Below are 23,898 nucleotides of genomic sequence, written 5' to 3'. Positions count from 1 at the left end.
CCCGGCCCGAGCGTTCGTCGACCGACGGTGCTGCGCTCGTGACAGACCCGTCACCGCAGAACAGTTTCGATGTGTCGTTCTTCGCCCTGCCGGCCGACATCGTCGTCGAGCGCGACGTCGAGATCCAGATGGATGACGGAGTGACGCTTCGCGCGAACGTGTACCGACCCGACGGCGACGGCGAATACCCGGTCATCCTCTCGGGCACCGCATACGGCAAGGACGAATTCACCGCCGACTACTGCGTCGACTTTCCTGCCCTCGCAGAGATGGGATGCTACGTCGGCTCTTTCCAGGTCAGCGACCACACGTCGTTCGAGGCTCCGGACCCGGCCTACTGGGTACCGCGCGGTTATGTCGTCGCGGTCTACGACACCCGCGGCTACTTCCGCAGCGACGGCCGACCCGGACTCTTCTCTCCGCGTGATATCCGCGACTACGCCGCTGTCGTTGAGTGGGCCGGCACCCGATCCTGGAGCAACGGCCGCGTCGCCACCATGGGAGTGTCCCAACTTGCCATCTTGCAGTGGTACCTGGCTGCCCAGCGGCCCGCTCATCTCACGGCCATCGTGCCTTGGGAAGGCGCAAGCGACCCCTTCGCGGACATCAACGTCCACGGAGGAATCCCTGAGACGAGATTCAACCAATGGTGGCTGCAAGTCGCCCGCAACGGCACCACCAGCAACAGCCTCACACTGAATCCGTTAACCCCCCATATCGGCAAACACCTGCCGCAGCTCGCCAGACACATCGTGCAACCGGCCGAGCTCGAACAGATCGAAGTACCCGCCCTGATCTGCGCCGCCTGGTCGCGCCAAGGCCTGCACAGCCGCGGCGCATTCCGCGGTTTCGAGCGAATCGGCTCGCGTCAGAAGTGGCTCTACACCCACGGCCGCAAAGAGTGGCAAGTGTTCTACGAACCCGAAGCGCTGGCGTTCCAAGAACGTTTCCTCGAACACTTCCTCAAAGGCCACGACAACGGGATGGACGAGGTCCCGCCGGTCCGCCTAGAGATCCGACATTCCCTGCGCCAATACGCGGTTCGTGCCGAATCCAGTTGGCCACCACCGGATATCACGCCGACCAAGCTCTATCTCGACGCCGACGACGGCACTATGGGCACCACGCGGCCGCAGTCCGTTGCCGCCGCACGATACGAGCCGGACGCCTCGCCGGGACTCACCTTCACCACGACCTTCCAGCACAGTACCGAAATCACCGGGCCCACCGCCCTACGACTATGGGTGCAAACCGACGACGCCGCTGACATGGATCTCTTCGTCGTTTTGCGCAAACTCGACGCCAGCGGAGAGGAAGTGTATTTCGAAGGCACGGACGGCTTCGAGCAAGCCCCCGTGGCCCACGGCTGGCAGCGGGCCTCGCGCCGGCTGCTTAAGCCGGGTACGTCGACGTCGCTCGCACCGGACCTCGACTTGGCCCACCGATTGCCGATGGAAAAACGTCACCCGACAGCCGTGGAGATTGAGATCCTGCCGCACAGCACGTATTTCCGCGCCGGCGAGCAACTCGTGCTGCAGATCGCCGGCCACGACATCGGCGGCAATCCGCGCATGGGCTGCGACCGCACCATCAACAAAGGCCCACACATTCTGCATACAGGCGGGCCATGGAACACCCACCTCCTGGTGCCGCTCGTTAGTCAACAGCGCTCAGAGCTGTCCTAGCTGAGTGGTTCCGGGGGCGTCGGGGAATCGTCGTCCGGCGGCCGGACCGGTGTGGTGACGTCGGCGGCTGGGGGCGTGGGGTCGGATCGCCCGTTTTCAAGGTCCAATCACCTTCGGCGAATCGCGCAAGTGAAGCCGATCTTGGCGTCCCGGCCATTTAAGATAGCCCCGCAATGCCTGCCCTCACCGGGACAATTATCTGCAGATTCTCGTCGACGCCCAAGTGTGGATCACCGACCGGCACCAGACCACCGCCGAATCAATCGTCTCGGCATCGGCTCGCCGGTGCATGCGGCCGCCGCCCGCGTCGGCGTGGATCCAAAGCTGTCGTGGCTCCCGCTGCGTGATGGGTCGACGGTTGTCCGTGTCGCGCGCGTCCGCGGTTGAGCGGAGATCACGCCATCATGTCCACAAAGGCCGATATCTTTGTGTCGTGGCATTGGATTCCCGCACGTTGTGGATCGCGATTGCGGTCGCCGCGATGATCATCGGATCGTTGTTGGTGAGCCAGTCGTTGCTGCAGCGACGGGAACGCTCCGCCCTCCTGTGGGGCGTGGGCATGCTCATCGGCGCGTTGGGATCGGCTTTCATCGGCCTGCGAAGTCAACTCCCCGCGCTGGTCTCGATCACCCTCGCGAACGGCTTGATCACGCTCTCTTGGGCGGTGATCGCCGCCGGCCTGCGATCTTTCAACGCTCAGCCCCTCCGGTGGGCGATCGTATGGGCGGTGCCGATAGCTCAGATGACGGTGTTCGAGTTCGCGAGCGTCGTCCATGACCACATCGCGGCGCGAACGGCTGTCGGCGGCGTGTGCTTCGCCGGCATGATCGCGTGGGCGGTGATCGACGCTGCCCGAGCTCAACAGCAGGAGAAATTGTTGTGGCGTCGAGGCCTGATCGCCGTCATGGTGATGTGGATCCTCACCACGGCCGCACGGATCATCGCGTCTGTTTTCGCACACCAGAGCACCGATCCGAGTGTCAACTCAGTCGCTCAGACCGTCACCGCTCTCGGTTTGATGGCCTTGGTCGTGACGACCGGTGTGATCGTCACCCTGATGTCGCGTGAGCGTATCGACAATTGGTTGGCTGAGTCGGCCCACCGCGACTTTCAGACGGCGACGTACAACCGCGCCGGACTGTTCGAAGTGACCGCCGAGATACTCCACAAGGCGCACGCGACATCCGCGTCGAATGCGGTGCTGTTGATGGATCTCGACGAGTTCAAGTCGATCAACGATCGGTTCGGGCACGCCGCCGGAGACATGGTCATCGTCGAGTTCGCACAAGTGGCCGCACGGGAACTGAGTGCGAATGACGTGCTCGCTCGATACGGCGGAGAAGAATTCTGCGCCATCGTCTGCGGCTCGACCGACATTCAGGCGGCAGCGGTCGCAGAGCGGATCCGGCAGCGCTTCGCGGCACATCCGATCGTCTACGGCTCGACGGTCATCAACTGCACGGTCAGCATCGGGGTCAGTCCACTCGCTCACACCGATGAATCGCTCCATGCTGCCATTGGCGCCGCAGACCTCGCTCTCTACGCCGCCAAGTCCGCCGGCCGCAATGTCGTGCAGGTGTTCGCCGGCTCCCGATTCGAATAGGGCGTGGCGAGCACTGAATCGCTTGTCAATGGAACACCGACGTAGCCGCCGCACTCTCGTGTCGGCTCAATGTGCGAGGTCGGGAGCCGGAACACACATTCCGGGACGGGAGCCAAAAGACATTCGGCGTCCGATTCGGCCTACGTTGGCGAGTGGTGCGAACGAAGTATCGTCGACCAGGCCTTCTTACGCCGCCGTGTTCCCGTCAACTGACTCGTTATTGCTGTCGGTCGAGCGGCCTAGTTCGTACAGCGTGCCCCCCGCCGCTCATCGAGTGCCGACGCGAGCGCAGCGAGTCGTCGGTGTAACGAGCTTCGGCGGGCCGAACTTGGGAGGCGACAACCGCTAATAGTGAACGTTCCCAACGTCTATCGCCCCGGTCTGGGTACGTCGTCTCACCAGCCCCTCGTTACACCGAAGCTCGTTCCTCGCTTCGGCACTCGGGGGTCGGGGTGGCGTGGCTCGTTTCTCGGTTCGGCACTCGGGGGTCGGGTGGCGTGGCTCGTTCCTCGGTTTGGCACTTGGGGGTCGGGGTGGCGTGGCTCGTTCCTCGGTTCGGCACTTGGGGGTCGGGGTGGCGTGGCTCGTTCCTCGCTTTCGGCACTCGGGGGTCGGGTGGCGTTGCTCGTTCCTCGCTTTCGGCTCGTTGGCAGCGTTGGTGACATAGACGACTGGCGCCCAGTCGGCCGTTGCTGCCAGAGGGCAGAATCAGTCGGATGGAGACGACGCTGACGGACGAGCAGATCGCCGCGATGACGCGGGAGGAACGTCACGACCTGATCGTGCGGCTCTCCTACGCCGGTCCGGCTGCGTACGGTACGCAGACACCAAGGTTGCGGCGGATGCGTCGACGCCGGCTGATCGTGATGACCGCGGGCGCCGCCGCTCTGGTGCCGTGGACCGTCTATCTTGCGTTGAGTCTGCCGCAGCACTATGTGGTGCACAATTGGCCGCTTACCTGGGTCGGCTTCGACATCATTCTCACGATCATGTTCGCCGGTACCGCGATCCTCGGTCTGTTGCGCCGATATGTGGTGGTGATCGCGGCGTTCACCGCGGGAGTTCTGCTGCTCTGCGACGCCTGGTTCGACATCACCACGGCCACTGGTGCCGATCTGGCATACTCGATCGGCTTCGCAGTCCTCGCGGAGATACCGATCGCGGTGCTGCTGACCTCCGGAGCGCTCAAGCTCGTCCGTATCCGGCTGATGGAAACGGCCGCGCTGGAACTCGATGCATCACTGTGGCGGGCTCAATTCCACGTCGAGTAGGGGACATGGTCGCTGCTATAGAATTCCGCACGCATACCTTCCGCTCCCCGAGTGCCGAAGTGAGGAACGAGCTTCGGTGTAGCGAGGGGTTAGTGAGTCGAAAAGTCGTCTGGGGAACGGGTTTTCGGGACGCATGCCTTCCGCACGCAGCCCTCCCCGCTCCCCGAGTGCCGAAGTGAGGAACGAGCTTCGGTGTAACGAGGGGTTGGTGAGCCGAAGAGTTGTCTGGGGAACGGGTTTTCGGGACGCATGCCTTCCGCACGCAGCCCTCCCCGCTCCCCGAGTGCCGAAGTGAGGAACGAGCTTCGGTGTAACGAGGGGTTGGTGAGCCGAAAAGTTGTCTGGGGAACGGGTTTTCGGGACGCATGCCTTCCGCACGCAGCCCTCCCCGCTCCCCGAGCGCCGAAGTGAGGAACGAGCTTCGGTGTAGCGAGGGGTTGGTGAGTCGAAAAGTGTTCTGGGGAACGGGTTTCGGGAGGCATGCCTTCCGCACGCTTACCTTCTGCTCCCCGAGTGCCGAAGTGAGGAACGAGCTTCGGTGTAACGAGGGGTTGGTGACCGAAAGGACTTCTGAGGTAAGGGTTTCCGGAGACGTGGACCGTTTCGCGTCGGGCTCAGCTGCTCGACGACGTTGGTTCCGAAATGGCTCGGACCGGGGAAGCAGGCGATAGGTCGAGTCGGTTTGCTTGGCCCGCGGTCTCGACGGTGACGAGGCTGGGGCCGTAGATCCGACTCAAACGATCACATCCGGCAGTTCCGGAGGGTGTCGGATGGGGCCCGTCGAGTCGGATCTGTCGGTGGCCCGAGCGGGCGGTGGGCGCGTGAAAGCTGTTGTCCGCCAGCACAACCACCGCAGCTGGAACTATGGAGCTGGTGTCCGTTCGTCTCGGCTGGACGCGATTCGGCCATACCGGCGTGCAGGTCACCGACGACGCCTATCCGACGAGTCCGGGACAGCACGGACGGCTTCACCGCCAACACCGCTGTTCCACGACGCGGCCAGCGTCAGGCGACGCTCGGGCACTCGACCAGCCATGGGTCGCTCTGCTCGGCCGCACTCGACCAGCCACGGAACGCTCCCCTCGACCAGCGTCAGGGGACACCCAGCCACGGGTCGCTCCGTTCAACTAGCGTCAAGCGCCCGCCACGCGCTCGACCGCCCGTCCGACGCGTCGGTCGCACGAGCAGGCTTCAAACCTCAATCGCCCCAACAGTTGCAACGAATCGTTTGTCGAAAGGCGTTGACGTGCATCGGGGTTTGAAACCTTCGCCCAATCATCTCGGCATCCATCTGCCACGGGCCGGGGCACGTGCCAACGCCAACAGACCGATCTCGGGGAACTGAGTGTAGTGTGCAGATCACGGTAATGGAACTTGCCGAGGCCCTGAGTCGGGTCTGAACCGCTCTCGCTGATGGTTCCTCCCACGATCAAAAGTCAGTGGAGGACATCATGAGGCATATCATCGTCGGCTGTGGTTCGGCGGCACACGGGCGCGGCGAACTCGAAGAAGCCAGAAGACTGGGTCTCTTCCCGGGTGTATGCGTGCACGTCATCGGCTTCGTCGACGCGGCGGGTTGTGGTGCCCAGGCCACCGCGTTCGATTACGACCGCAGCATTCATCACACGGTCGAATCCCATAAGCAAGTCGCGCTCGACGTGTTCGACAAGTCGGACGTCACGTGGGACTTTCAGGCGAGTCATGCGCCGGATCTCGACGCCTTCACGCACGCGATTCGCCGGTACGGGCGTGGCTGCGTGATTGTCACGAGCCTCGCGGGCAGACACATCCGCAGGGAACGGTCGTGGATGCGGCTGTGTCGCCGCTTGCAGTGCCGTCTAGTCATCGTCGACTGTGCCGATCACATCGAGGCCTGACAATTCGCACTCGCTGAGCGTCGCACCTAATGGTATTGATATCTTGCGCGCAACCTTGCGTCGCCGGATCCTGCTGGTTGAGCGAGGCGAAGCCGAGTCGAAACCACTGTGACGCTGCGGGTGCGTCATTGCCCGGCCGGTGGGGTTTCGACTCGCTCCGCTCGCTCAACCGGCAGAAGAACTCGCTCCGCTCGCTCAACCGGCAGAGGAACGCAACGTCATACAACTCTTTAAGTGCGACGCCCTACTATCGGAGCGTCGCGTCCAATTTTCCGACAGCGGTGTTGGGCGGCCGCAGGGTGAATCGATTCGTTGTCACTGCTGGGGTGGGTGAGGGTTGTGTGGCTGGGCAGCGCAGCAATTATCGTGCGCGAGTCGATCGCACTGCCGTGGCCAATGCTCCACTGCGGTAATCGGATTCGCGCCACGGTAACCTCTTTCCGCCGCGGTGGTCACGTCCGCGGGAACGGGTTACCGCAGTGGCAGTTCGACTACCGCCGCGTGAACGCATTACCGCAGTCCCGGCCTCGACGCGGTCCAGAGGAGAGTCGACACCCAGGTAGCCAACGTAGAACGATTCGTTGACACCTATGGTGCGCAAGAGACGCGAGTCCATCTGAGCCGCCTGGCTGCTTTGTCGTCGGTCACGACAGCCGCCGCTATCGCGTCATCCTCTGCCTTGCCAGATCGGACATCGACGAAACGCCCCGCCGCTGCGCTCGCCCTGCGATGCCTCGGGAGAAGAATTGGGCAACACCCTAGCGATACGACGCCGGGGAGTCCTAGAATTGGTCGAATATCGGCGATGAAGCTCGCCGTTGACCGCGCCGCATGGCGTTGATGGCTTCTACTCCACTCTCGAACCGGAGGTAGAGCCATGGCAACTCAGAATCTTCACACGCCACCGTCGTTCTTCGACACGCCCAGTCGAGTCGCGGTCGCGGGCGATTGGCACGCGAATGTGCAGTACGCGCAATCGGCGATCGAGCATGCCCGTCGTCGCGAAGCCGACGTGATCGTTCAGTTGGGAGACTTCGGCTTCGACTTCACCGACGATTACCTCGACACCCTCGACCGGTGCCTGTCCGCGCACGAACTCGTGTTGGGATTCGTCGACGGCAATCACGAGAACTTCGACCGACTGCTCGACCTGCCGATCGCCACGGATGGGCTGCGCTATCTTCGTCCACGAATCGTCCATCTGCCGCGCGGTCTGCGGTGGCGATGGGGCACGGTGAGTTGTCTCGCAGTCGGCGGCGCCTACTCGATCGACAGGCTGCTGCGCCGACCGCACCGCACCTGGTGGCCGCAAGAAACGATCACCGACGCCGAGGTCGCCGACATCAGCAGCGGTGGGCATGCCGATGTGATGTTCTGTCACGACAGCCCCGACGGCGTGGACATACCCGGACCGCACGCCGACCACCGCGGCCTACCCGCCGACGAATCGGCCGCCGCCCGCGCCAACCGCATACGACTGGCCGCGATAATGGCCGCGGCGTCGCCCGATCGGCTCTGGCACGGGCACTATCACTACCGCTACGAGTCGTATGTGATCACCGACGGCGGGCACCGGGTACTCGTCAACGGGCTCGGCCGGGACAAAGACCCGATCGACAACAATCTGGTCGTGAGTCAGCTGAGTGCCTTGGCGGGCACGAGCGCTCGTGCGGCGTCGTCGCCGTCGGTCCGCGCTTCCTAGGGAGTTCAGGTGCGCGCAGAGGCGGTCGACGAGTTCGTGAGTATCCTTGCCCCGCAGGGGAGTTCGTTAATCCCGCAGACGGACGACGTCCTGCGTGACTTGGCGCTGCAACGTGTGTTCGCCCAGATCGACGAGAGTGCTCCCCGCGCCCGGAATGCGTCGCGCAATCTCCTCACCGCCGCCGGCGTCGCATACCGCCAAGACGTGTTTCGCGGGCTGCAGAATCGTGAGTTGCGAGCAGGCGTCGAACGCTACCTGGCCGGACTGGACGAGTACGCGGCGCGTGCGCAGACCTCGTCGCGGGCGCTGCACCCGCTCGAAGCGCAGTTGTGGCACCTGCACTCGGCGGCGAGCTACGTCGACGCCGTGATCGCACTGCGTCGCGGTCTCGAGAGCTCGACGCATACGATCGGTCGGGGATGGTGCCTGCTGACCGACTACCTCGACGGCTATCTGCGATCACCGGCATTCACGGCTCTGGCGTCGACGACCCGGGCGATCGGCGACGAACTGGACCGCTTGCGGTTCAACCTGCTGATCGACGGCCCCAAAGTCACCGTCGCGGCCATGGACGCAGAGTCCGACCTCGGCGAGATCGTGGCGGCGACGTTCGATCGCTTCCGCTCGGCGGAAGCCGTCGATCACCGTTCGACGTTTCGTACTCCCCGCCTCGATCACGTTCAGGTCTGGATTCTCGAGCGTGTCGCGCAGGTGCATCCCGAGGTGTTCGCGCGGCTCCGCGAGTTCGCCGAGTCGACGGCCTCCTTCGACGACGCCCGACTGACCAGGCTCGGTGACGAAGTCCGGTTCTACCTCGCCTACCTCGACTACGTGGAACCGATGTGCCGGGCCGGCCTGCCGATGTGCTTTCCGACGGCGTCGGCGGGTGCCACGGATGTCACCGTCCGCGGCGGCTGGGATCTGGCACTCGGGCGGCGGCTCACCGGGGCACGAGAGGCGTTGGTGCTCAACGACTTCGATCTGATCCGCCCCGAGCGAATCGCCGTGATCTCGGGGCCCAATCAGGGCGGAAAGACGACGATGGCGCGACTGTTCGGGCAACTGCACTATCTCGCGGCCATCGGCTGTCCCGTACCGGCACGAGCGGCGTGGCTGCCGTTGGTCGACCGGGTGCTCACCGTATTCGAGCGGGAGGAACGGCTGGACAGCCTCGAGGGTCGGCTCGCGGCCGAAATACAACGACTGGCAACCGTTTTCGCGACTGCGACACCGAACTCCGCGATCGTGATCAACGAGGCGTTCGCGTCGACGTCGCTGCACGACGCACGTATCCTCACCGCCGATGTGCTGACCCGCATCACCGAACTCGGTGCGGTGGCCGTGTGCGTGACCTTCATCGACGAGATGTCCCGACTTAACCAGGCGACGGTGAGCTATGTCAGCGCAGTCGACCCGCGCGACCCGGTGCGGCGCACGTTCCGAATCGAGCGACGGGCGGCCGATGGCAGAGTGTATGCGCACGCCTTGGCAGCCGAACACCGGCTCAACGCGGAGCAGATCCGGCAATCTATTGCGGCCCAGGCGATCTCCACGATGAAGGCGATCCGATGAAGGTGCGCCTGATGTACCGAGATGCCGATTTCGATCCGGAGGATGTCGAGATCCCGTTCGCCGGCGACCTCGCCCGGGACTTGCAATTGGAGCACCTGTGGGACGCGCTGAGCGGTGGCGACTCCTTCGTGCGTCACGTGGCCCGCTGCGCCACCTTGCAGCCGCTGGACGATCCCGACGTGATCGACTACCGCCAACGGGCGTGTCACGACGCGCTGCGCAATCCCGATGCGGTACTGCGCCTCTACGCGCTGACGGTGGACGCTTTGGTATTGCGCCGCAAGATATTTCTGCTGCCGGTGAGCGGGAACCCGCAGATGGAGCTGAGTTTCGCGGTACGGATGATGTCCGGATTCGCCGATATCTTCGCGCGGATGACGGACTTGGCCGCCGAGGTCGCCGGTCGTTTCGAGTCGGCCGCGTTCCGCGGACTCTGGGACACCGTGACCCGCGAACTCGACGACGACTATCTACGGATGCTGCGCAAGACGTTGTCCGAGTTGGACTTTCCCGATGGGATGTTGATGAGCGCCGGCATCGGACTCGGCGGCGCCGTCGTCGATCAGTGGGCCAAGCAACCGCGCCGCGTCAGGAAGCGGCTGCACACCAGAATCGCGTTGACTCGCCCCAGCTTCTCATTCACCCTTCCTGAGCGCGACGATGCCGGGGCGGACGCGTTGATGCGACTGCGCCAGCGCGGACTCAATGACATCGCCAACGCTGCAACGCAATCGGTCGAGCACGTGCTGTCCTTCTTCACTGCCCTGCGTACCGAGCTGGCCTTCTACCTCGCTTGCACCAATCTCGCCGCCCGACTGCGCGAAATCGGTTCTCCGGTAACTTTTCCCATGCTCGACGCCGACGAGGTCGCCGCCGACGGGCTGTACGACCCGTGCCTTGCCGTCACCGTCGGTCGGGCACCCGTGGGCAACAGCGTCGAATTGGCGCGCGGCAGCCTGCTGATCATCACCGGCGCCAACCGGGGCGGCAAATCCACGATGCTGCGTGCACTCGGCGTCGCGCAATTGATGGCGCAGTCGGGCATGTTCGTTGCGGCGCAACGGTTCCGGGCGCCCGTGGCGCGGCGTGTGCTCACCCACTGGACGCGCGACGAGGATGTCGAACTGGTGCACGGAAAGTTCGACGACGAGCTCGAACGCATGGAGCAGATCATCTCGATCATCGCGCCGCGTGACCTGCTGCTGTGCAACGAGACATTCGCGTCTACCAACGAGATCGAAGGGTCGGAGATCCTCTTCGAGATCACTCAACCATTGGTAGGCAACGAAATTCGACTGTACATCGTTACGCATCTCTTCGACTTCGCATACCGTGCGTCGTCAGCTCCCGACCTGGACGTCGTGTTTCTACGAGCGCCGCGGCGCGGCACCGACGACGACTTCCAACTGCGCCCGGGCCCGCCGTCGCCGACCAGCTACGGCATGGACTACTACGACCAAGTCTTCGGCACGCATTACTCCGAACGCTGAGCCTGGATCCATCGACAGTAGGCCCCTCCCGCTGGTTGAGCCTGGTTTCACCGGTTCGGACACTCCATCTGCTGGTTGAGCCGTGAGGAGCGCTAGCGACGAGCGTGTCGAAACCACGGTGAGGCAACAGATTTCGGTGAGTCGGTAAGTCCAGGTTGAGTCGGGACCCATCGACGGTTGGCCCCCTCCGCTGGTTGAGCCGTGAGGAGCGCTAGCGACGATCGTGTCGAAACCTTGGTGAGACAACGGATTTCGGCGAGTCGATGGGTCCAGGTTGAGTCGGGATCCATCAACGGTAGGCCCCTCCGCTGGTTGAGCCTGAGGAGCGCTAGCGACGAGCGTGTCGAAACCATGGTGAGACAACGGATTTCGGTGAGTCGTGGTTGGCCAGCACTGCGACATCCGCGCATCCGTCGAATGCACCTGATGGGTGCACGGCTGAAGATGATTACCGCAATCGGACCGCGATTTGAACGGTCGCACGAAACCTGTTGTGTCACCGTTGTTTCGACACGGACCTGCGCTAACGCTCCGGCCCGGCTCAACCTGGCTCAACCAGGATCCACCGATGGCACCCCTTCCGCTGGTTGAGCCGGACGAGGCGCTACAGCTAGCCGAGTCCGTGTCGAAACCTCTCAGCCACGACGACTTTCGACGGTTCGCGCCAATATCGCGATGTCACACGCCTCGATGTTCGATACCGTCACAGTTCGACAAGTGCGCTGCCATCAAATGCATTGTGGTACAGGGGTTTCGACACGCTCGTCGCTAGCGCTCCTCGCGGCTCAACCAGCAGATGGAGTACCCCCGACCGGTGAAACCAGCCTCAGCCAGCGGAGGTGGGCCGTCGTCGTGGTTACCCCTCCACGCTGTGTAAGCCGGCGATGATCATGTTTGTGAGGCGTTGGGGGAAGGTGTCGTCTAGCGGGTGATGACTGATCAGTGTTCGGAAATGTATTGGTGCGGTGAGCATTTCGATTGCCAGTGTTCCGTCGGCGGTAGGGGGTACATCGCCGCGGGCGATGGCGCGGTCGATGATGGCGCTCGCCGTTTCGAAGCGGGTTCGAAAGTAGCGCGAGCATGCATCGACGATGGCGGGATCGTCGGCGGGGGCGGACAGCGCGTGCGCCAGTGCTATGCCCAATGGCGTCGTGGTGAGGGTGATGAGTTCGGTCACGAAACCGACGAGGTCGTCGTGGAGTGACCCGGTGTCGGGAATGGGGAGTTGGACGTCGGCCGCGTCGAGCAGTGCGTCGACCACTAGGCGTTCGCGCGTGCCCCAGCGTCGGTAGACGGTCGTGTCATGTACTCCGGCCTGCGCCGCGACCTCCGGGATGGTGAGTCCGGCCCACCCCTTGTCGCTGAGCACGGTCATGGTGGCGTCGAGAACTGCTTCGCGGACCCGGGCGGCTCGTCCATGCGTGAATCTGCCTGCCCCGGTTTCTAGGGCGCTCATCTCATCAGCTTAACGCAGACGGGGTTGCGTTGAGGAGTGGCCCGCGTTACATTCTTTCAACGCAGTTATCACTGCGTTGAGTCACCTCAGTTGAATCCGAAAGGCGGTCGACGGTGAGCTTCGATAAGGGATTGCAGGACCTCGGCAACGGGTGTTTCGTCTGGTTACAGCCCGACGGAGGTTGGGGATGGAGTAACTGCGGGCTGGTCGTCGGGGATGGGGCGTCGCTGATGGTCGACACCCTCATGGATCTGGCGCTCACTCGCGAGATGCTCGACGGCATCGCCCACGTGACGACGGCAGCCCCGCTGACCGCAGTGGTGAACACGCATTCGGATTGCGACCACTGCTTCGGCAACGAACTCGTCGCCGCCGACGGCGTGGAGATCATCGCCTCGCAGGCGGCCGCCGAATTGATGACGCAGCATGCGGTCGATGAGTTGACGGCGATGTCCGGGTTAGGCGGGCGCGTCGGCGAGTACACCGAAGCGATGTTCGCGCCTTTCCGGATCGACGACATCACCGTGACTCCGCCGACGCGAACATTCTCGGATCGGTTGTCGCTGCACGTGGGTGGCCGGGCGGTGGAGTTGATCGAGGTAGGCCCGGCGCATACCGCCGGCGATGTCCTCATCCACGTTCCGGACGCGGACGTGCTCTACGCCGGCGACATCCTGTTCATCGACTGCACCCCGATAATCTGGGCGGGGCCACCGCGGCGCTGGGTGCAGGCATGCGATCTCATTCTGGACATGCCGGTCACCACGATCGTGCCCGGCCACGGTCCGGTCACGGACAAGACCGGGGTAGCAGGGGTCCGTGACTACCTGGCCTTTGTGCTCACCGAGGCGACCAAGCGCTTCGACGACGGACTCACCGTGTCGGAGGCGATCGATTCGATCGACCTGGGCGAGTATTCCGCGATGCCCGGATCTGGCCGGATCGCGCAGAACGTGGTGGCCGTGTACCGCGCACTGGATCCGACGGCTCTGCCGCTGACGCCGATCGAAGTGTTCACCCGGATCGCCGAGATCGATGCGGGCGGGGGCGTGCGCTGATGCGGTGGATAACATACCGGCACAACGGTTGTGAGCGTGTCGGCGTGGTGACCCAAGATGATCTGGTGCACGGCCTCGAGCCGGGACGGTCACTTCTGGACGTGCTGCGGTCCGACACCGGGCTGGCCGGACACGTCCGCGAGGTCCTCGACGACCCGCAGCACGTGGCAGCGCTCGACGAGGTGCACATCTGCGGGCTCCTGCAGCCGCCGTCGATCCGTGACTACCTGGGATTCCTGGACCATTTTCGGGCCGGAGCGCAAGTGGAGGGCATCGTCGTCGACCCCCGGATCGAGCAGATACCCGCCTTCTATTTCAGCAGTCCCGCCACGATTCTCGGACCGACGGATGATGTCGCCATCTTCCCCGGCTCGCAGCGCTTCGATTTCGAACTCGAAGTGGCGGCCGTCATCGGTACTCCGGGTCGCAACATCAGCCGCCACGACGCACTGAACCATATCGCCGGGTACACGATCTTCTGCGACTGGTCCGCCCGCGACCTGCAGGCTGTCGAGTTGCCGATCGGCACCGGTCCGGCCAAATCCAAAGACGGTGCGCAAACCCTCGGTCCGTTTCTGGTGACCCCGGACGAGATCGAAAGCTACCGCGCGGGAAAGGGATTCGCGCTGCAGATGACGGCAAGCGTCAACGGCGAACAGGTCAGCTCGGGTCGGTGGGACAGCATCGACTGGGACTTCGCCGACATGATCGCCTACGCCTCACGCGGTGCGGATCTGCGTGCGGGCGACGTCCTGGGCACCGGAACGGTACCGACCGGATGTCTGGTCGAGGCGTTCGCGGCCGATCCGGACGGCTTTCGCGGGTGGCTGCAACCGGGTGATCGAGTCGAGCTCGCGGTCGAACGGCTCGGATCCACCCGACAGCAGGTGACCGCCGCCGAGCCCGTCGAACCGTTGAGCACCGGCTTCTAAACCACATCAACCACTCACCACCTCAGGAGAAACACATGACAACCACCGACAATCTGGTAGATATCACCGTCGTATCCGGCCCGACCGAACCGGGAACCGTCACCGAATGGGAACTGTTCTTCGCCCGACGCGCGTTGGCGAGGCTCAAGTCCCGAATCGGCCGGGAGGGAATGCGTGAGCTGCTCCGGCCCGACACCAACGAGGCCGACGAGGCGATGACGGCATGGGTAGCCGCCTCCAACGGCCGATGGAAGCCCGCCGTGACCGTCCTCGCGGGTACAGGCATGTCGTCGACCGAAGCACTCGGTTTCATCAAGTCGATCCTGGAGGACAACGCGGAACTGATCGTCGCGCACCCGGAACATTTCGCCGTCTACGACGGTGGCAGCCACCTCGATTTCATCGAGAACTGGGGCCCGCACATCACCGACTGCCACTCGACCAATACCGACGAAGATCAAGCCATCGACGACCTGAACCCCGACTATCCGATCCGTATGGTGGGCTCGATCGCACTGGCCAGTGGCATCACCGCAGCCCACATGCTGCATCAATTCCGTGACACCCCAACGGGATTCGAGGCGTCGCTGGGCGTGTACTTCCCCGCCGCGGTGCCCGAGTTCCTCATCGAGAGTCACCGCCAGCATCTGGCGGTCGAGTTCACCAATTGGTTCGCCGCCGCCGCCGAACATCTCGGACGCACCACTCACACCGTGCCCCGCGTGCTGGCCGACGCCGCGCGAGTCTGACCTTGCCTGCAACCAGGCGATCAAGTGAAGGAGTTGTGCATGCACGCCGACGGAACAGGCACGCGCGTCGATCGCGGCCACGGTGAGATCGGATTCATCGGGCTTGGCCTGATAGGCCTGCCGATGGCGGTGAACCTCGCCGACAGAGGGGTTCGGCTGGTCGCGTGGAACAGATCATCCGAGCGCGCCGAGCCCCTGCGGCAAATGGGCGCGCACGTCGCTTCGACGGTCGACGAGGTATTTCGCCGCTGCGAGACCGTTTTCCTGATGCTGGCGAATGAGGGCGTGACCGACCACGTGCTGGGCCGCGGCACCCCTGAATTCGCCGAGCGGGTCAGTGGACGGCTTCTGGTATCAGCGGGGTCGGTGACACCCGACTACTCGCGCGGCCTCGCCGCCGACATCGTCGTGGCCGGCGGACGTTTCGTCGAGACGCCTGTCGGCGGTTCCACCAAACAGGCCGAAACCGGCGAGCTGGTTGCGATGTGTGGCGGCGACCCCCAGGACATCGATGAGATCCGCCCGCTTCTCGACGCAATGTTCCGGGACACCATCGTCTGCGGTACGGCAGGTCACGGCCTTCTCATGAAGCTGGCGCTCAACCACTATGTGGTCGTCGCGGCGGCGGCGCTGGCCGAGATCGTTCACTATGCCGACCGAATCGGGCTGGACCTCAACGCATTTCAGCACGCATTCGAGGCCGGTCCGCTGGCAAGCGAATTCACTCGATTCAAACTGCCCAAACTCGTACAGCGCGACTTCAGCGTGCACGCGACGACCACCGACGTCTGCGAGAACACCCGCCTCATCGGGGAGGTCGCCCGCGACGCAAATGTGGCGGCACCACTTCTGGACCTCAGCCGCGAACTGTATCTGGAGAACGTCGCTCGCGGGAACGCCGACGTCGACGTGCTGTCGGTCATCGAGGTGTTCGAAGCGCGCACCGCCGATCGCAACCGACGGTGACCCCTGCGCCAACCGGATCGCTCATCTCGTCGCCACCACGACGGCGAGAACCGCGACGACGGCGATCAGCATGTACGTCATGTACGCGTCCAGACGGCCGGACTGCAATCGTTTCGCCTGGCGCACGCCGACCATGATCAACCGTCCCAGCGGCCGGTAGCCCCATTCCGCGATGATGTCGCTGACGTCGACGGTGTACGACAGATCCCGCCCGGCCGGATCCGCGGTGGCGCTCGACCGTCGGGTCCGCAAGACGTTGCCCATCACGTGACGCATCGGATTGGCGAACCCGAACGACGTGTATCCGAGCCCGCGGTCGACGCCGGGCGACCCCGACGACCACGGGTCGACTCGCCGAACCCGCAGCAGTCCACCGCGTGACGCGCAGTATCCGACGACGCCGACGGCGAGCGTCATCATCGGAAGCACGATCCACAACCAGGTTGGGGACAGGGCCGAGAACCCGTCGAATGCGGGCTGGATCACCCACGGGGACTGCCGCATCGTCGGCGAGCCCGTCGCCCGGGACGCGACCGCGCGCGTGATGACGCTCACCATCGCCGGTGCGAACGCCGAGAGCGCCAATGCGGCGACGATCAACGTCGCAACCGCCGTCCGAAATGACGCGCTGCGCTCGTAGTCGTCGAGCCGGATGCGGTGGGCGATGTCGAGGCGATCGGGGCCGAAGGCCGTCAACGCGACGACCCGCACGAAGGTCAGCGCGGCAACTCCGATGGTGAGCGCGACGAGTACCGCGGCGGCGGTCGTGCACAGCTGCAGCGACAGCCGGGAGAGCCGGAACTGCTGCATCAACGCCTCCAGCGTCAGCCATTCGGAGGTGAATCCCGCGGTGAGCGGCAGGCCCGCCAGGGTCAGCGAGCCGACGGTCAGGCCCGCCGCGGTCCACGGCAACCGGTGCGCGATGCCCCCGAGGGCGTCCAAGCGGGTCTCGCCGGTGGCTTCCTCGGCCGACGCCGTCGCCGTGAACAGCAGTGTCTTCGCGATCGCGTGGGTGACTAGTTGTGCGGTTGCGGCGACGAGACCGGTCACCACCAAGCCGTCGTTGTGGGCGACGGCCCCGGCCAGTGCTGCGCCGAAGCCCGCGGTGATGACCCCGGAGTTCTCGACACTCGACCACGCGATCAGGGTCGGTAGCAGCGGGTTCACGGCGGCCTGCGCGATTCCGTACAGTGCACTGAGCCCGCCGACGATGAGCACCGCACAGGCCAGCCAGGAGGCGGGTGCACCGAGCAGTTCGAAAGTCCGCCACATGCCGTAGAAGCCGACGTTCACCGCCGCACCGGCCAGCAGCCCACGCACCGGCGCCGGCGCCGAGGAGTAGGCGTCGGGCAGCCACAGGTGTGCCGGGAGCAGCCCGACTTTCACGGCGAACCCGGCCAACAGCAACGCGTATGCGATCGATGCCCGGGCCGTCGACTCGGCAAGATGCCATTCGTCGAAGTCCAACCCGCTGCCCGGCGTCGAGGCGATCAGCAGCATCCCCACCAGCAGCAGAGCACCGCTGCATCGCCCGAACACGACGGTGACGACGGAGGAACGCGCGCGTCCACGGCGTGCGCGGTCGAAGCCGACCGCCAGATAGAACGAGACGGTCAGGGCTTCCCACCCGAAGAGGAACGGGTAGGCCGACGTGGCGGTGAGGATCAGGACCATCGAAGCCAGGACCGCGGAGGCAGCAGCGGGCAGCCGACTTCGCGAACCATGCCCCGACCGCGCCGCGGCGACCAGCGCCGGGGCAGCGACGCCGAACGAGATGACCATGAACAACCCGCTGAGCCGGTCGCAGGCGAGCACCGACGACCCCAGCCCGAGGGTGCCGCCGAGATCGACGGTGACCGGTGAACCGCGGATCGCGCGGATTCCCGCGATCACCCCGAGTGCCGCGCCGCCGACGTTGGCCAACCAGCATGCCTGCACCAGACGCGTGCGAACCGCGGACAGTTCGCCGGTGGACCCGCAGACGAGCGATCCCGAGCCGGCGAGGGCGAACACGACCAGCGCGCTGAGAATCGTCATGAGCGACCCCGCTCGTCGGCGGGCAACCGGTCGAGTGCCGACAGTATGCCGTGCAACAGTGAGAACGGCGATGGCGGCGAACCCGGGATCCAGACGTCGACGTCGACGAGGTCGGTCAATCCGTCCGAGGCCGAGGCGTAGCCGCCGCCGATGAGTCCGCCGCTGACGGCGTCGGTGCCGGCGGCGATGACGATTCGCGGCTCCGGCGTCGCGGCGACGGTCCGGGCAAGCGGATGCGTCATTCCCGCGCTGCCGATGCCGGTGATCAACAGGATGTCGGCGTGACGAGGCGAGGCGGTGAAGAAGATGCCGAGGCGATGGATGTCGTACACGGGGTTCAGCAGCGCCCGCACCTCCCATTCGTCGCTGCCGTCCGATCCGGCGTCGACGTGGCGAATGTGCACAGACCGCCTCAGCCGTCGCACCCGCCGATGCAGCGCGGCGCGAACCTCGGCGAGGTCGTCGAAGTCGTCCGGAGCCGACGACCCGCTGAGCAGACGCTCGCGCGAGAGCGTCGACGTCGCCGCACCGCGTCGCCACGCGAAGATCTGCGGAGCGGCCGTGACGCAACGTCCGCAGAGGATGCATCGCCCCTGATCGAGAGTCACGGAGCCCTCGGCGTCGATGGTGATGGCTCGAGTGGGACAGTCGGCAGCCGTGGCAGTAGCCAGATCGGCGTCGACCGGTCCGGGGGCCACGTCGACGGCCGCCGGAAAACGGTCGAAATACGGATCGGGCCGCCGGGGCCACCCGGTGGTCAGCAACCCGTCGCGGAGTCCGCGGAAGACCCAGGGAATCACATCGCCACCCCCGCGTAGGACAGTCCGAAACTCGCCTCGATGAACGCGAAGTCGGTGAAGATATCCGAGCCGAAGGCATGTCGGAACAGCAGAAGATTGTGCAGCGCAGGCGATCTGGCGAAACAGCGTTCGATCAGGCCGCCTCGGAAGTGCACCGAATAGAGCACCTCGCCCGCCGCCGCCTCGGCCCAGCCTAGGCCGACGCCGTCGGGAATCGAGTCCGGCACGGTGGCGAACCGCTCACCGGACCGGTCGGACAATCGGCGCGCCGCCCGGATGATCAACTCGGTCGAGGTGTCCATCTCCTGCCAGCGCATATTCAGGCGCGCCAAGACATCACCACCGGTGTCATGGGCCGACACTCTCATCCCGAACTCGCGGTAGTCGTCGTAGGCCCGGTCGATCCGGCAGTCGTTGGATACCGCGCAAGCCCGGCCGATCGGTCCCAGTGCGCCGTGCCGAGCCGCCGACCCGGGATCCAACCGGCCGGTGCCGCGAAGTCGATCCAGAAATGTCGAGGTGTCCATCAACTCGTCGCGGTCGGATCTGACGCGGTCGGTGATGGTGGTCAGGGCGTCGGCGATCTGGCCGCCGGTGAGCTGCGGGGAGTCGGCCACTCCGCCGGGGACGACGACGGATCTGCCGAATCGGTTGCCGCACAGTGCCGAAACCAATCGCATGATGTTCTCTTTGTGCCAGGTGAAGCGGGCGACGGCGACCGCGAGCCCGGCGGCCTCGCACAGGCCCGCGACGACGTCGAGGTGGGTGGCGATGCGCTCGAGCTCGGCGTGGATGACGCGCACCGCCTTGCCGAGGTCGGGAACGTCGATGTGCGCCGCGTTCTCGACGGCGTGTGAGAACGCCAGCGCATGGGCGACAGTGGCGACGCCTTCCACCCGTTCGGCGACGAGAACGGCGTCCGACGGTGTCAGCCCCTCGAACCGCTTGGCGAGTCCGCGGTGTTTGTAGTGCGGCCGAATCGTCAGGTAGGGGATGTCTTCCCCGGGAGTCTCGATCAAGAATTCGATCGATTCGGATACCCCCGACCGAACGGGCCCGTACGGCAGGCTGAAGATTCCCGGGCTCTGCAGGTCGACGGGGCCCAGTTCATCGACGCCGTGCAATCTCGACTGCTGCTGCGGCACCGCACGGCCGGGACGCGGCGGATCGTCGATCACGTTGGGCGGCAACAGAAGTCGTTCCAGTCTCGGGTGGCCGACGGGGATCACCCCGGACAGGTCGTGCAATGCTCGCTCGTACCAGAAGGCCGCGGGCACTCCGGGGGACAGTGCCGGATACGCGATCCGGCCGGTCGCGTCGGCGTCGAGGTGTTCACTGATGCGGGCGATCGAGGCGGCCTCGGCGATCAGCGCGTGGATTACGACACGGTCGTCGTCTCCGTTGTGACTGCAGTACAGGCCGGCGAGCCGTGTGCCCGGGCGCCCCAGGGCGTCGAGCACGCGACGGCGCCATCGCGCGGCCCGAGCCGTGGCGTCGAGTGCGGCGGATGCGGCAGATGTCATCGATTTCCTCCCAATTCGTGGGCGCCCGCGGTGATCAGGTCGGTCAATGCGGGAATCGGATGTACACCGAGCATCACCAGGACCAGTACGCCGAACACGAGCGGAATGACCATCGCGCCGCTTGTTTCCGCTTCGCGGCCCCGACGGTGTTCCGCGGCGCTGGCGTTCGACGGGAATGTGCTGGGTAAGAACAGCATTCGGGTTGTGGAGATCATCAGGCCGGCGAAGGCGACGGTGACCAGCACCACGAGTAGCGCGGCTCCGGTCATCTTCGACGCCGCGAGGCCGCCCGCGACGATCTGGAATTCGCTGCGGAACAGACCGAACGGCGGCATCGCCGACAATGCGAGCACCGCCATGGCGAACAACGGGCCGGTCCAGGGCAGGCGACGCAGGACGTCTCTGATCCTGACGAGTTCCTTGGTGCGGTAGCGCTGCACGATGACTCCGGCCGCCATGAAGGCATTTCCCTTGGCCGCGGCGTGTGCCAGCACATGCAGCAGTGCACCCGCCAACGCCAGCGGCGCTCCGAAGCTCACCGCGATCGCGAGGATCCCCATGTGCTCGATGCTCGAATAGGCGAGCATCCGCTTGAGGTTGCGTTGGTCGAGCAGGTAGCTCGCGGCCACCAACAGCGACAGGACACCGAACACCAGCAGTACCAACTGCGGGAACCGGGGGCCGATTGTCACGACGGCGATCTGGTGATAGCGCAGAATCGCGTAGAAGCTCGTCGCCAGCAGCGATCCGGACAGTAGTGCCGAAACGGGGGTCGGCGCTTCGGCATGGGCGTCGGGCAGCCACGTGTGCACCGGAAACAGGCCGACTTTGGTGCCGTATCCGACGACGGCGAGAACGAACGCCAGTCGCACCGGGGTCGGCGGCAGTACGGCGGCCACCTTGATCAGCGGATCGAAGGCGAGATCGTAGGACTGGCCGAGTACCTGCGCGCCCGCGAAGTACATGAATATCGTTGCGAGCAAACCTATTCCGAGGCCCGACGAAGCGATGAGGACGTATTTCCAGGCGGCTTCGCTGGCCTGTTCGCTCGCTTCCAAAGCGACGAGCAGGGCCGACACGACCGTGGTGACTTCCACCGCCACCCAGAGCAACGCCAGCCCGTTGACGAGCGGCGCGCAGATCAGCGACCAGGCAAAGGCGTTGAAGCCCAGATAGAACCGCCTGCTGACCGAATCGAACGACGGATCGTCGTGGTCGGGCCCGCCGTATTCGGCCGGGAGGTAGCCGAGCGCGTACACACTCGTCGCGGCGTACAGAAATGTGGCGCCGAGGAGAAAGACGACGGAGAGCGCATCGGCGCGCAGAAAACCGATGGTCTCGGTGTGCCGGGTCACCGGCACCACCAGCGCGATCGACATGGCCAGGCAGAGCAGCGCGCTGATGATGGTCGCCCACGCGCGGATCCGGAACCCGGGCACAGCGCTGAACACGACCGCCACCAGCGGAACGATCACCAGCATCGTCATCACAGCGGCCATGTCAACCCCGCAGCCGATCGATGGACGCCGTGGACAGCGAACGCACCCGACGATGATGCACCCGCATCAACAGCCCGAATACGACCACGGCGACGAGGAGGTCGAACAGGAACGCGACTTCCAGGATCAACGGCATGCCGGCTGCGACCACCAGACTCGCCAGCGACACACCGTTCTCCAGTGAGAAGAAGCCCATTGCCTGACTGACCACATCTCGCCGCACGATCATCAGTACGAATGCGACGAGGACGACGCTCATCGACAGACCCAGCGCCGCGGACGAGAGCACCGCGGAATGAATGTTCAACGCGCCCACCGCGAAGAAGCCGAACCCCGCCAACGTGAGGGCGACCAGGACTTCGGTGGCGACTCCCATCGCGCCGCTTCCCGCGATGCTCATCGACGCGCCGCGCAGCAGGCGCAGGTCCACCACCGGCACGATGATGACCTTCACCGCCAGCGAAAGTGCGGCCAGCACATACAGTTCGGGGATGTCACGACCGACGCCGACGACGACCGCGAGCGCGGTCACGGTCAGCGACTGTGCCGCGTACAACCGAACTTGCGCCCGATACATGCCGGCGCGCAGCATGCCGAACTCGATGATCAGCACCAACACCGCGACGGTGTTGGCGACCCCCTCGAATACCGGCGGCGCACCGGCCGGCCCGGCCACGGCGTCGACCATCAGCCACCTCCCAAGAACAGTGTGACCACGGCGAGAACAGCGAGAAGGAAAGCCGCAGAGACGAATTCAGTGATCTTGTACAGCCGGAGCTTGGCGAAGGAATTGTCGATCACCGCCACCACGATCCCGACGACGCAGGCCTTCGCGACGATGGCTGCCACGGCGAGGGCGACGGCCTTGACGGCCCCGGTCGAGGCGAGTCCCCACGGCGCGACGAACACATTGCACAGCAGCACGTAGAAGACGAACTGCTTGGTCGCCGATCCCCAGGTCAGCATCGCCAGCAGCGGCCCGGAGTGCTCGAATGACCGAGCCTCTTCGAACATCCCCAATTCGATTGTGCCGGTGTGGGTTTCCACGGGAATGCGCGCAGTCTCGGACAGGATCACCATGAACAGAGCGGCCGCGGCCAACAGGTGTGACGGACGCACGATCTGTTCCGGACCGCTGCGGATGGTCGCGCCGAGCACATACGGAAGGTCGGTGGTCGTGATGATCGCGACCGTGAACACGACCAGCAGCACCACCGGCTCGGTGATCGCCGCGAACGTCTTCGATCTGCTCGCTCCCAGTTGTGCGTAGCTGCTGCCGGTGGAGCCGGCGGCGACCGCCACCAGGAAGCTCCCCAGTGCGAGAATGAAACCACCGCCGAGGATGTCGCCCATGTATCCCAACGGCAGTGGGTAGCTCGTCAGTACCGGAATCAGCATCGGCACAACGAGATAACACGCGAACGCCGCAGCGGGCGCGACGAAGAAGAATGGCCCTACCGAATGCGGCGCGAGCGTCTCCTTGCTGAACTGCTTGGCCAGCGTCAGATACGGCTGGACGATACGCGGGCCGCGTCGACCCTGCAATCGTGCTTCCAACCAGGCCACGAACCCGCTGATGCCAGGCGCACAGACAAGCACCGTGAGCACTTGGAGGATCTGCACCGACCACGCGGGCAACACCGTACTCACCGGCTATCGTTCATCGAGCGATAGAGAC

The 23,898-nt window shown here is 64.9% G+C and carries 18 protein-coding genes and 2 riboswitches; of the genes, 11 read left to right on the top strand and 7 right to left on the bottom strand.

The annotated features are described in order from the left end of the window. Positions 1–71 precede the first annotated feature (71 nt). The 7 genes from HH308_RS25105 to HH308_RS25075 all read left to right on the top strand — a co-directional run bounded on the left by HH308_RS25105 (position 72) and on the right by HH308_RS25075 (position 11,200). On the top strand, positions 72–1,685 hold the full coding sequence (locus tag HH308_RS25105) for a CocE/NonD family hydrolase (protein WP_170197006.1): 1,614 nt from the start codon (positions 72–74) through the stop codon (positions 1,683–1,685). Positions 1,686–2,118: 433 nt separating this feature from the next. Continuing rightward, entirely contained in the window at positions 2,119–3,288 is a 1,170-nt protein-coding gene (locus tag HH308_RS25100; RefSeq protein WP_170197005.1) for a GGDEF domain-containing protein, read from the top strand. Between the two features lie 716 nt (positions 3,289–4,004). Further along, positions 4,005–4,559, top strand: a complete 555-nt coding sequence (locus tag HH308_RS25095; RefSeq protein ID WP_170197004.1) for a hypothetical protein — start codon at positions 4,005–4,007, stop codon at positions 4,557–4,559. 1,354 nt (positions 4,560–5,913) lie between these two features. Beyond that, positions 5,914–5,989: riboswitch (Fluoride riboswitch) on the top strand. A 9-nt stretch (positions 5,990–5,998) separates the two neighbouring features. Continuing rightward, positions 5,999–6,436 carry a hypothetical protein gene (locus tag HH308_RS25090; protein WP_170197003.1) on the top strand — a complete coding sequence of 146 codons (438 nt, stop codon included), beginning with the start codon at positions 5,999–6,001 and terminating at the stop codon, positions 6,434–6,436. Between the two features lie 792 nt (positions 6,437–7,228). Next, positions 7,229–7,293: riboswitch (Fluoride riboswitch) on the top strand. Between the two features lie 20 nt (positions 7,294–7,313). Next, entirely contained in the window at positions 7,314–8,138 is an 825-nt protein-coding gene (locus tag HH308_RS25085) for a metallophosphoesterase family protein (RefSeq protein ID WP_170197002.1), read from the top strand. Positions 8,139–8,147: 9 nt separating this feature from the next. Further along, positions 8,148–9,710, top strand: a complete 1,563-nt coding sequence (locus HH308_RS30570; RefSeq protein ID WP_170197001.1) for a MutS-related protein — start codon at positions 8,148–8,150, stop codon at positions 9,708–9,710. Next, on the top strand, positions 9,707–11,200 hold the full coding sequence (locus tag HH308_RS25075; protein WP_170197000.1) for a MutS-related protein: 1,494 nt from the start codon (positions 9,707–9,709) through the stop codon (positions 11,198–11,200). Before HH308_RS30570 ends, HH308_RS25075 begins: the two co-directional genes overlap by 4 nt. A gap of 856 nt (positions 11,201–12,056) precedes the next feature. Here HH308_RS25075 and HH308_RS25070 read toward each other — a convergent pair. Further along, a complete protein-coding gene (locus tag HH308_RS25070) occupies positions 12,057–12,656 on the bottom strand; it encodes a TetR/AcrR family transcriptional regulator (RefSeq protein WP_170196999.1) in 600 nt (199 codons plus the stop codon). Between the two features lie 113 nt (positions 12,657–12,769). On the opposite strand from HH308_RS25070, the gene HH308_RS25065 reads away from it, so the two are divergent. Genes HH308_RS25065 through HH308_RS25050 form a run of 4 tightly spaced genes read left to right on the top strand, consistent with a single transcriptional unit; the run spans position 12,770 to position 16,361 of the window. Next, positions 12,770–13,714: an MBL fold metallo-hydrolase gene (locus HH308_RS25065; RefSeq protein ID WP_170196998.1), complete on the top strand. Its 945-nt coding sequence runs from the start codon at positions 12,770–12,772 to the stop codon at positions 13,712–13,714. 44 nt (positions 13,715–13,758) lie between these two features. Further along, positions 13,759–14,646, top strand: coding sequence for a fumarylacetoacetate hydrolase family protein (locus tag HH308_RS25060; RefSeq protein ID WP_312870848.1), 888 nt, complete (start codon positions 13,759–13,761; stop codon positions 14,644–14,646). A 35-nt stretch (positions 14,647–14,681) separates the two neighbouring features. Continuing rightward, positions 14,682–15,395: a hypothetical protein gene (locus tag HH308_RS25055; protein ID WP_170196996.1), complete on the top strand. Its 714-nt coding sequence runs from the start codon at positions 14,682–14,684 to the stop codon at positions 15,393–15,395. A gap of 39 nt (positions 15,396–15,434) precedes the next feature. Continuing rightward, positions 15,435–16,361: an NAD(P)-dependent oxidoreductase gene (locus HH308_RS25050; protein ID WP_170196995.1), complete on the top strand. Its 927-nt coding sequence runs from the start codon at positions 15,435–15,437 to the stop codon at positions 16,359–16,361. Positions 16,362–16,382: 21 nt separating this feature from the next. Here HH308_RS25050 and HH308_RS25045 read toward each other — a convergent pair whose 3' ends face one another. Genes HH308_RS25045 through HH308_RS25020 form a run of 6 tightly spaced genes read right to left on the bottom strand, consistent with a single transcriptional unit; the run spans position 16,383 to position 23,870 of the window. Beyond that, the gene (locus tag HH308_RS25045) at positions 16,383–18,398 is read right to left on the bottom strand and encodes a proton-conducting transporter transmembrane domain-containing protein (RefSeq protein ID WP_170196994.1); all 2,016 of its coding nucleotides are present in this window, start codon (positions 18,396–18,398) and stop codon (positions 16,383–16,385) included. Further along, positions 18,395–19,198: an NADH-quinone oxidoreductase subunit B family protein gene (locus HH308_RS25040; RefSeq protein ID WP_312870847.1), complete on the bottom strand. Its 804-nt coding sequence runs from the start codon at positions 19,196–19,198 to the stop codon at positions 18,395–18,397. The genes HH308_RS25045 and HH308_RS25040 overlap by 4 nt, the downstream gene beginning before the upstream one ends. Next, positions 19,195–20,721, bottom strand: a complete 1,527-nt coding sequence (locus HH308_RS25035) for a hydrogenase large subunit (protein ID WP_170196993.1) — start codon at positions 20,719–20,721, stop codon at positions 19,195–19,197. Before HH308_RS25035 ends, HH308_RS25040 begins: the two co-directional genes overlap by 4 nt. Further along, a complete protein-coding gene (locus HH308_RS25030; RefSeq protein WP_170196992.1) occupies positions 20,718–22,220 on the bottom strand; it encodes a proton-conducting transporter transmembrane domain-containing protein in 1,503 nt (500 codons plus the stop codon). Before HH308_RS25030 ends, HH308_RS25035 begins: the two co-directional genes overlap by 4 nt. 1 nt (position 22,221) lies before the next feature. Beyond that, positions 22,222–22,908 (bottom strand): hydrogenase, encoded by a 687-nt coding sequence (locus tag HH308_RS25025; protein ID WP_170196991.1) that lies wholly within the window; start codon positions 22,906–22,908, stop codon positions 22,222–22,224. Next, positions 22,908–23,870 (bottom strand): respiratory chain complex I subunit 1 family protein, encoded by a 963-nt coding sequence (locus HH308_RS25020; RefSeq protein WP_312870846.1) that lies wholly within the window; start codon positions 23,868–23,870, stop codon positions 22,908–22,910. The genes HH308_RS25025 and HH308_RS25020 overlap by 1 nt, the downstream gene beginning before the upstream one ends. Between the last annotated feature and the right edge of the window lie 28 nt (positions 23,871–23,898).

The sequence above is a fragment of the Gordonia asplenii genome (assembly GCF_012933505.1).
GTDB lineage: Bacteria > Actinomycetota > Actinomycetes > Mycobacteriales > Mycobacteriaceae > Gordonia > Gordonia asplenii.
The sequence above is the reverse complement of the archived record's forward strand: the minus strand, read 5'-3'. Positions and strand labels throughout refer to the sequence as shown.

Bases quoted from the DNA above. Each gene is read 5' to 3' on its own strand.
- HH308_RS25025 (WP_170196991.1), bottom strand. From the start codon at position 22,908: ATGGTCGACGCCGTGGCCGGGCCGGCCGGTGCGCCGCCGGTATTCGAG.
- HH308_RS25095 (WP_170197004.1), top strand. From the start codon at position 4,005: ATGGAGACGACGCTGACGGACGAGCAGATCGCCGCGATGACGCGGGAG.
- HH308_RS25085 (WP_170197002.1), top strand. From the start codon at position 7,314: ATGGCAACTCAGAATCTTCACACGCCACCGTCGTTCTTCGACACGCCC.
- HH308_RS25070 (WP_170196999.1), bottom strand. From the start codon at position 12,656: ATGAGCGCCCTAGAAACCGGGGCAGGCAGATTCACGCATGGACGAGCC.
- HH308_RS25075 (WP_170197000.1), top strand. From the start codon at position 9,707: ATGAAGGTGCGCCTGATGTACCGAGATGCCGATTTCGATCCGGAGGAT.
- HH308_RS25035 (WP_170196993.1), bottom strand. From the start codon at position 20,721: ATGACATCTGCCGCATCCGCCGCACTCGACGCCACGGCTCGGGCCGCG.
- HH308_RS25030 (WP_170196992.1), bottom strand. From the start codon at position 22,220: ATGGCCGCTGTGATGACGATGCTGGTGATCGTTCCGCTGGTGGCGGTC.
- HH308_RS25045 (WP_170196994.1), bottom strand. From the start codon at position 18,398: ATGACGATTCTCAGCGCGCTGGTCGTGTTCGCCCTCGCCGGCTCGGGA.
- HH308_RS25050 (WP_170196995.1), top strand. From the start codon at position 15,435: ATGCACGCCGACGGAACAGGCACGCGCGTCGATCGCGGCCACGGTGAG.
- HH308_RS25055 (WP_170196996.1), top strand. From the start codon at position 14,682: ATGACAACCACCGACAATCTGGTAGATATCACCGTCGTATCCGGCCCG.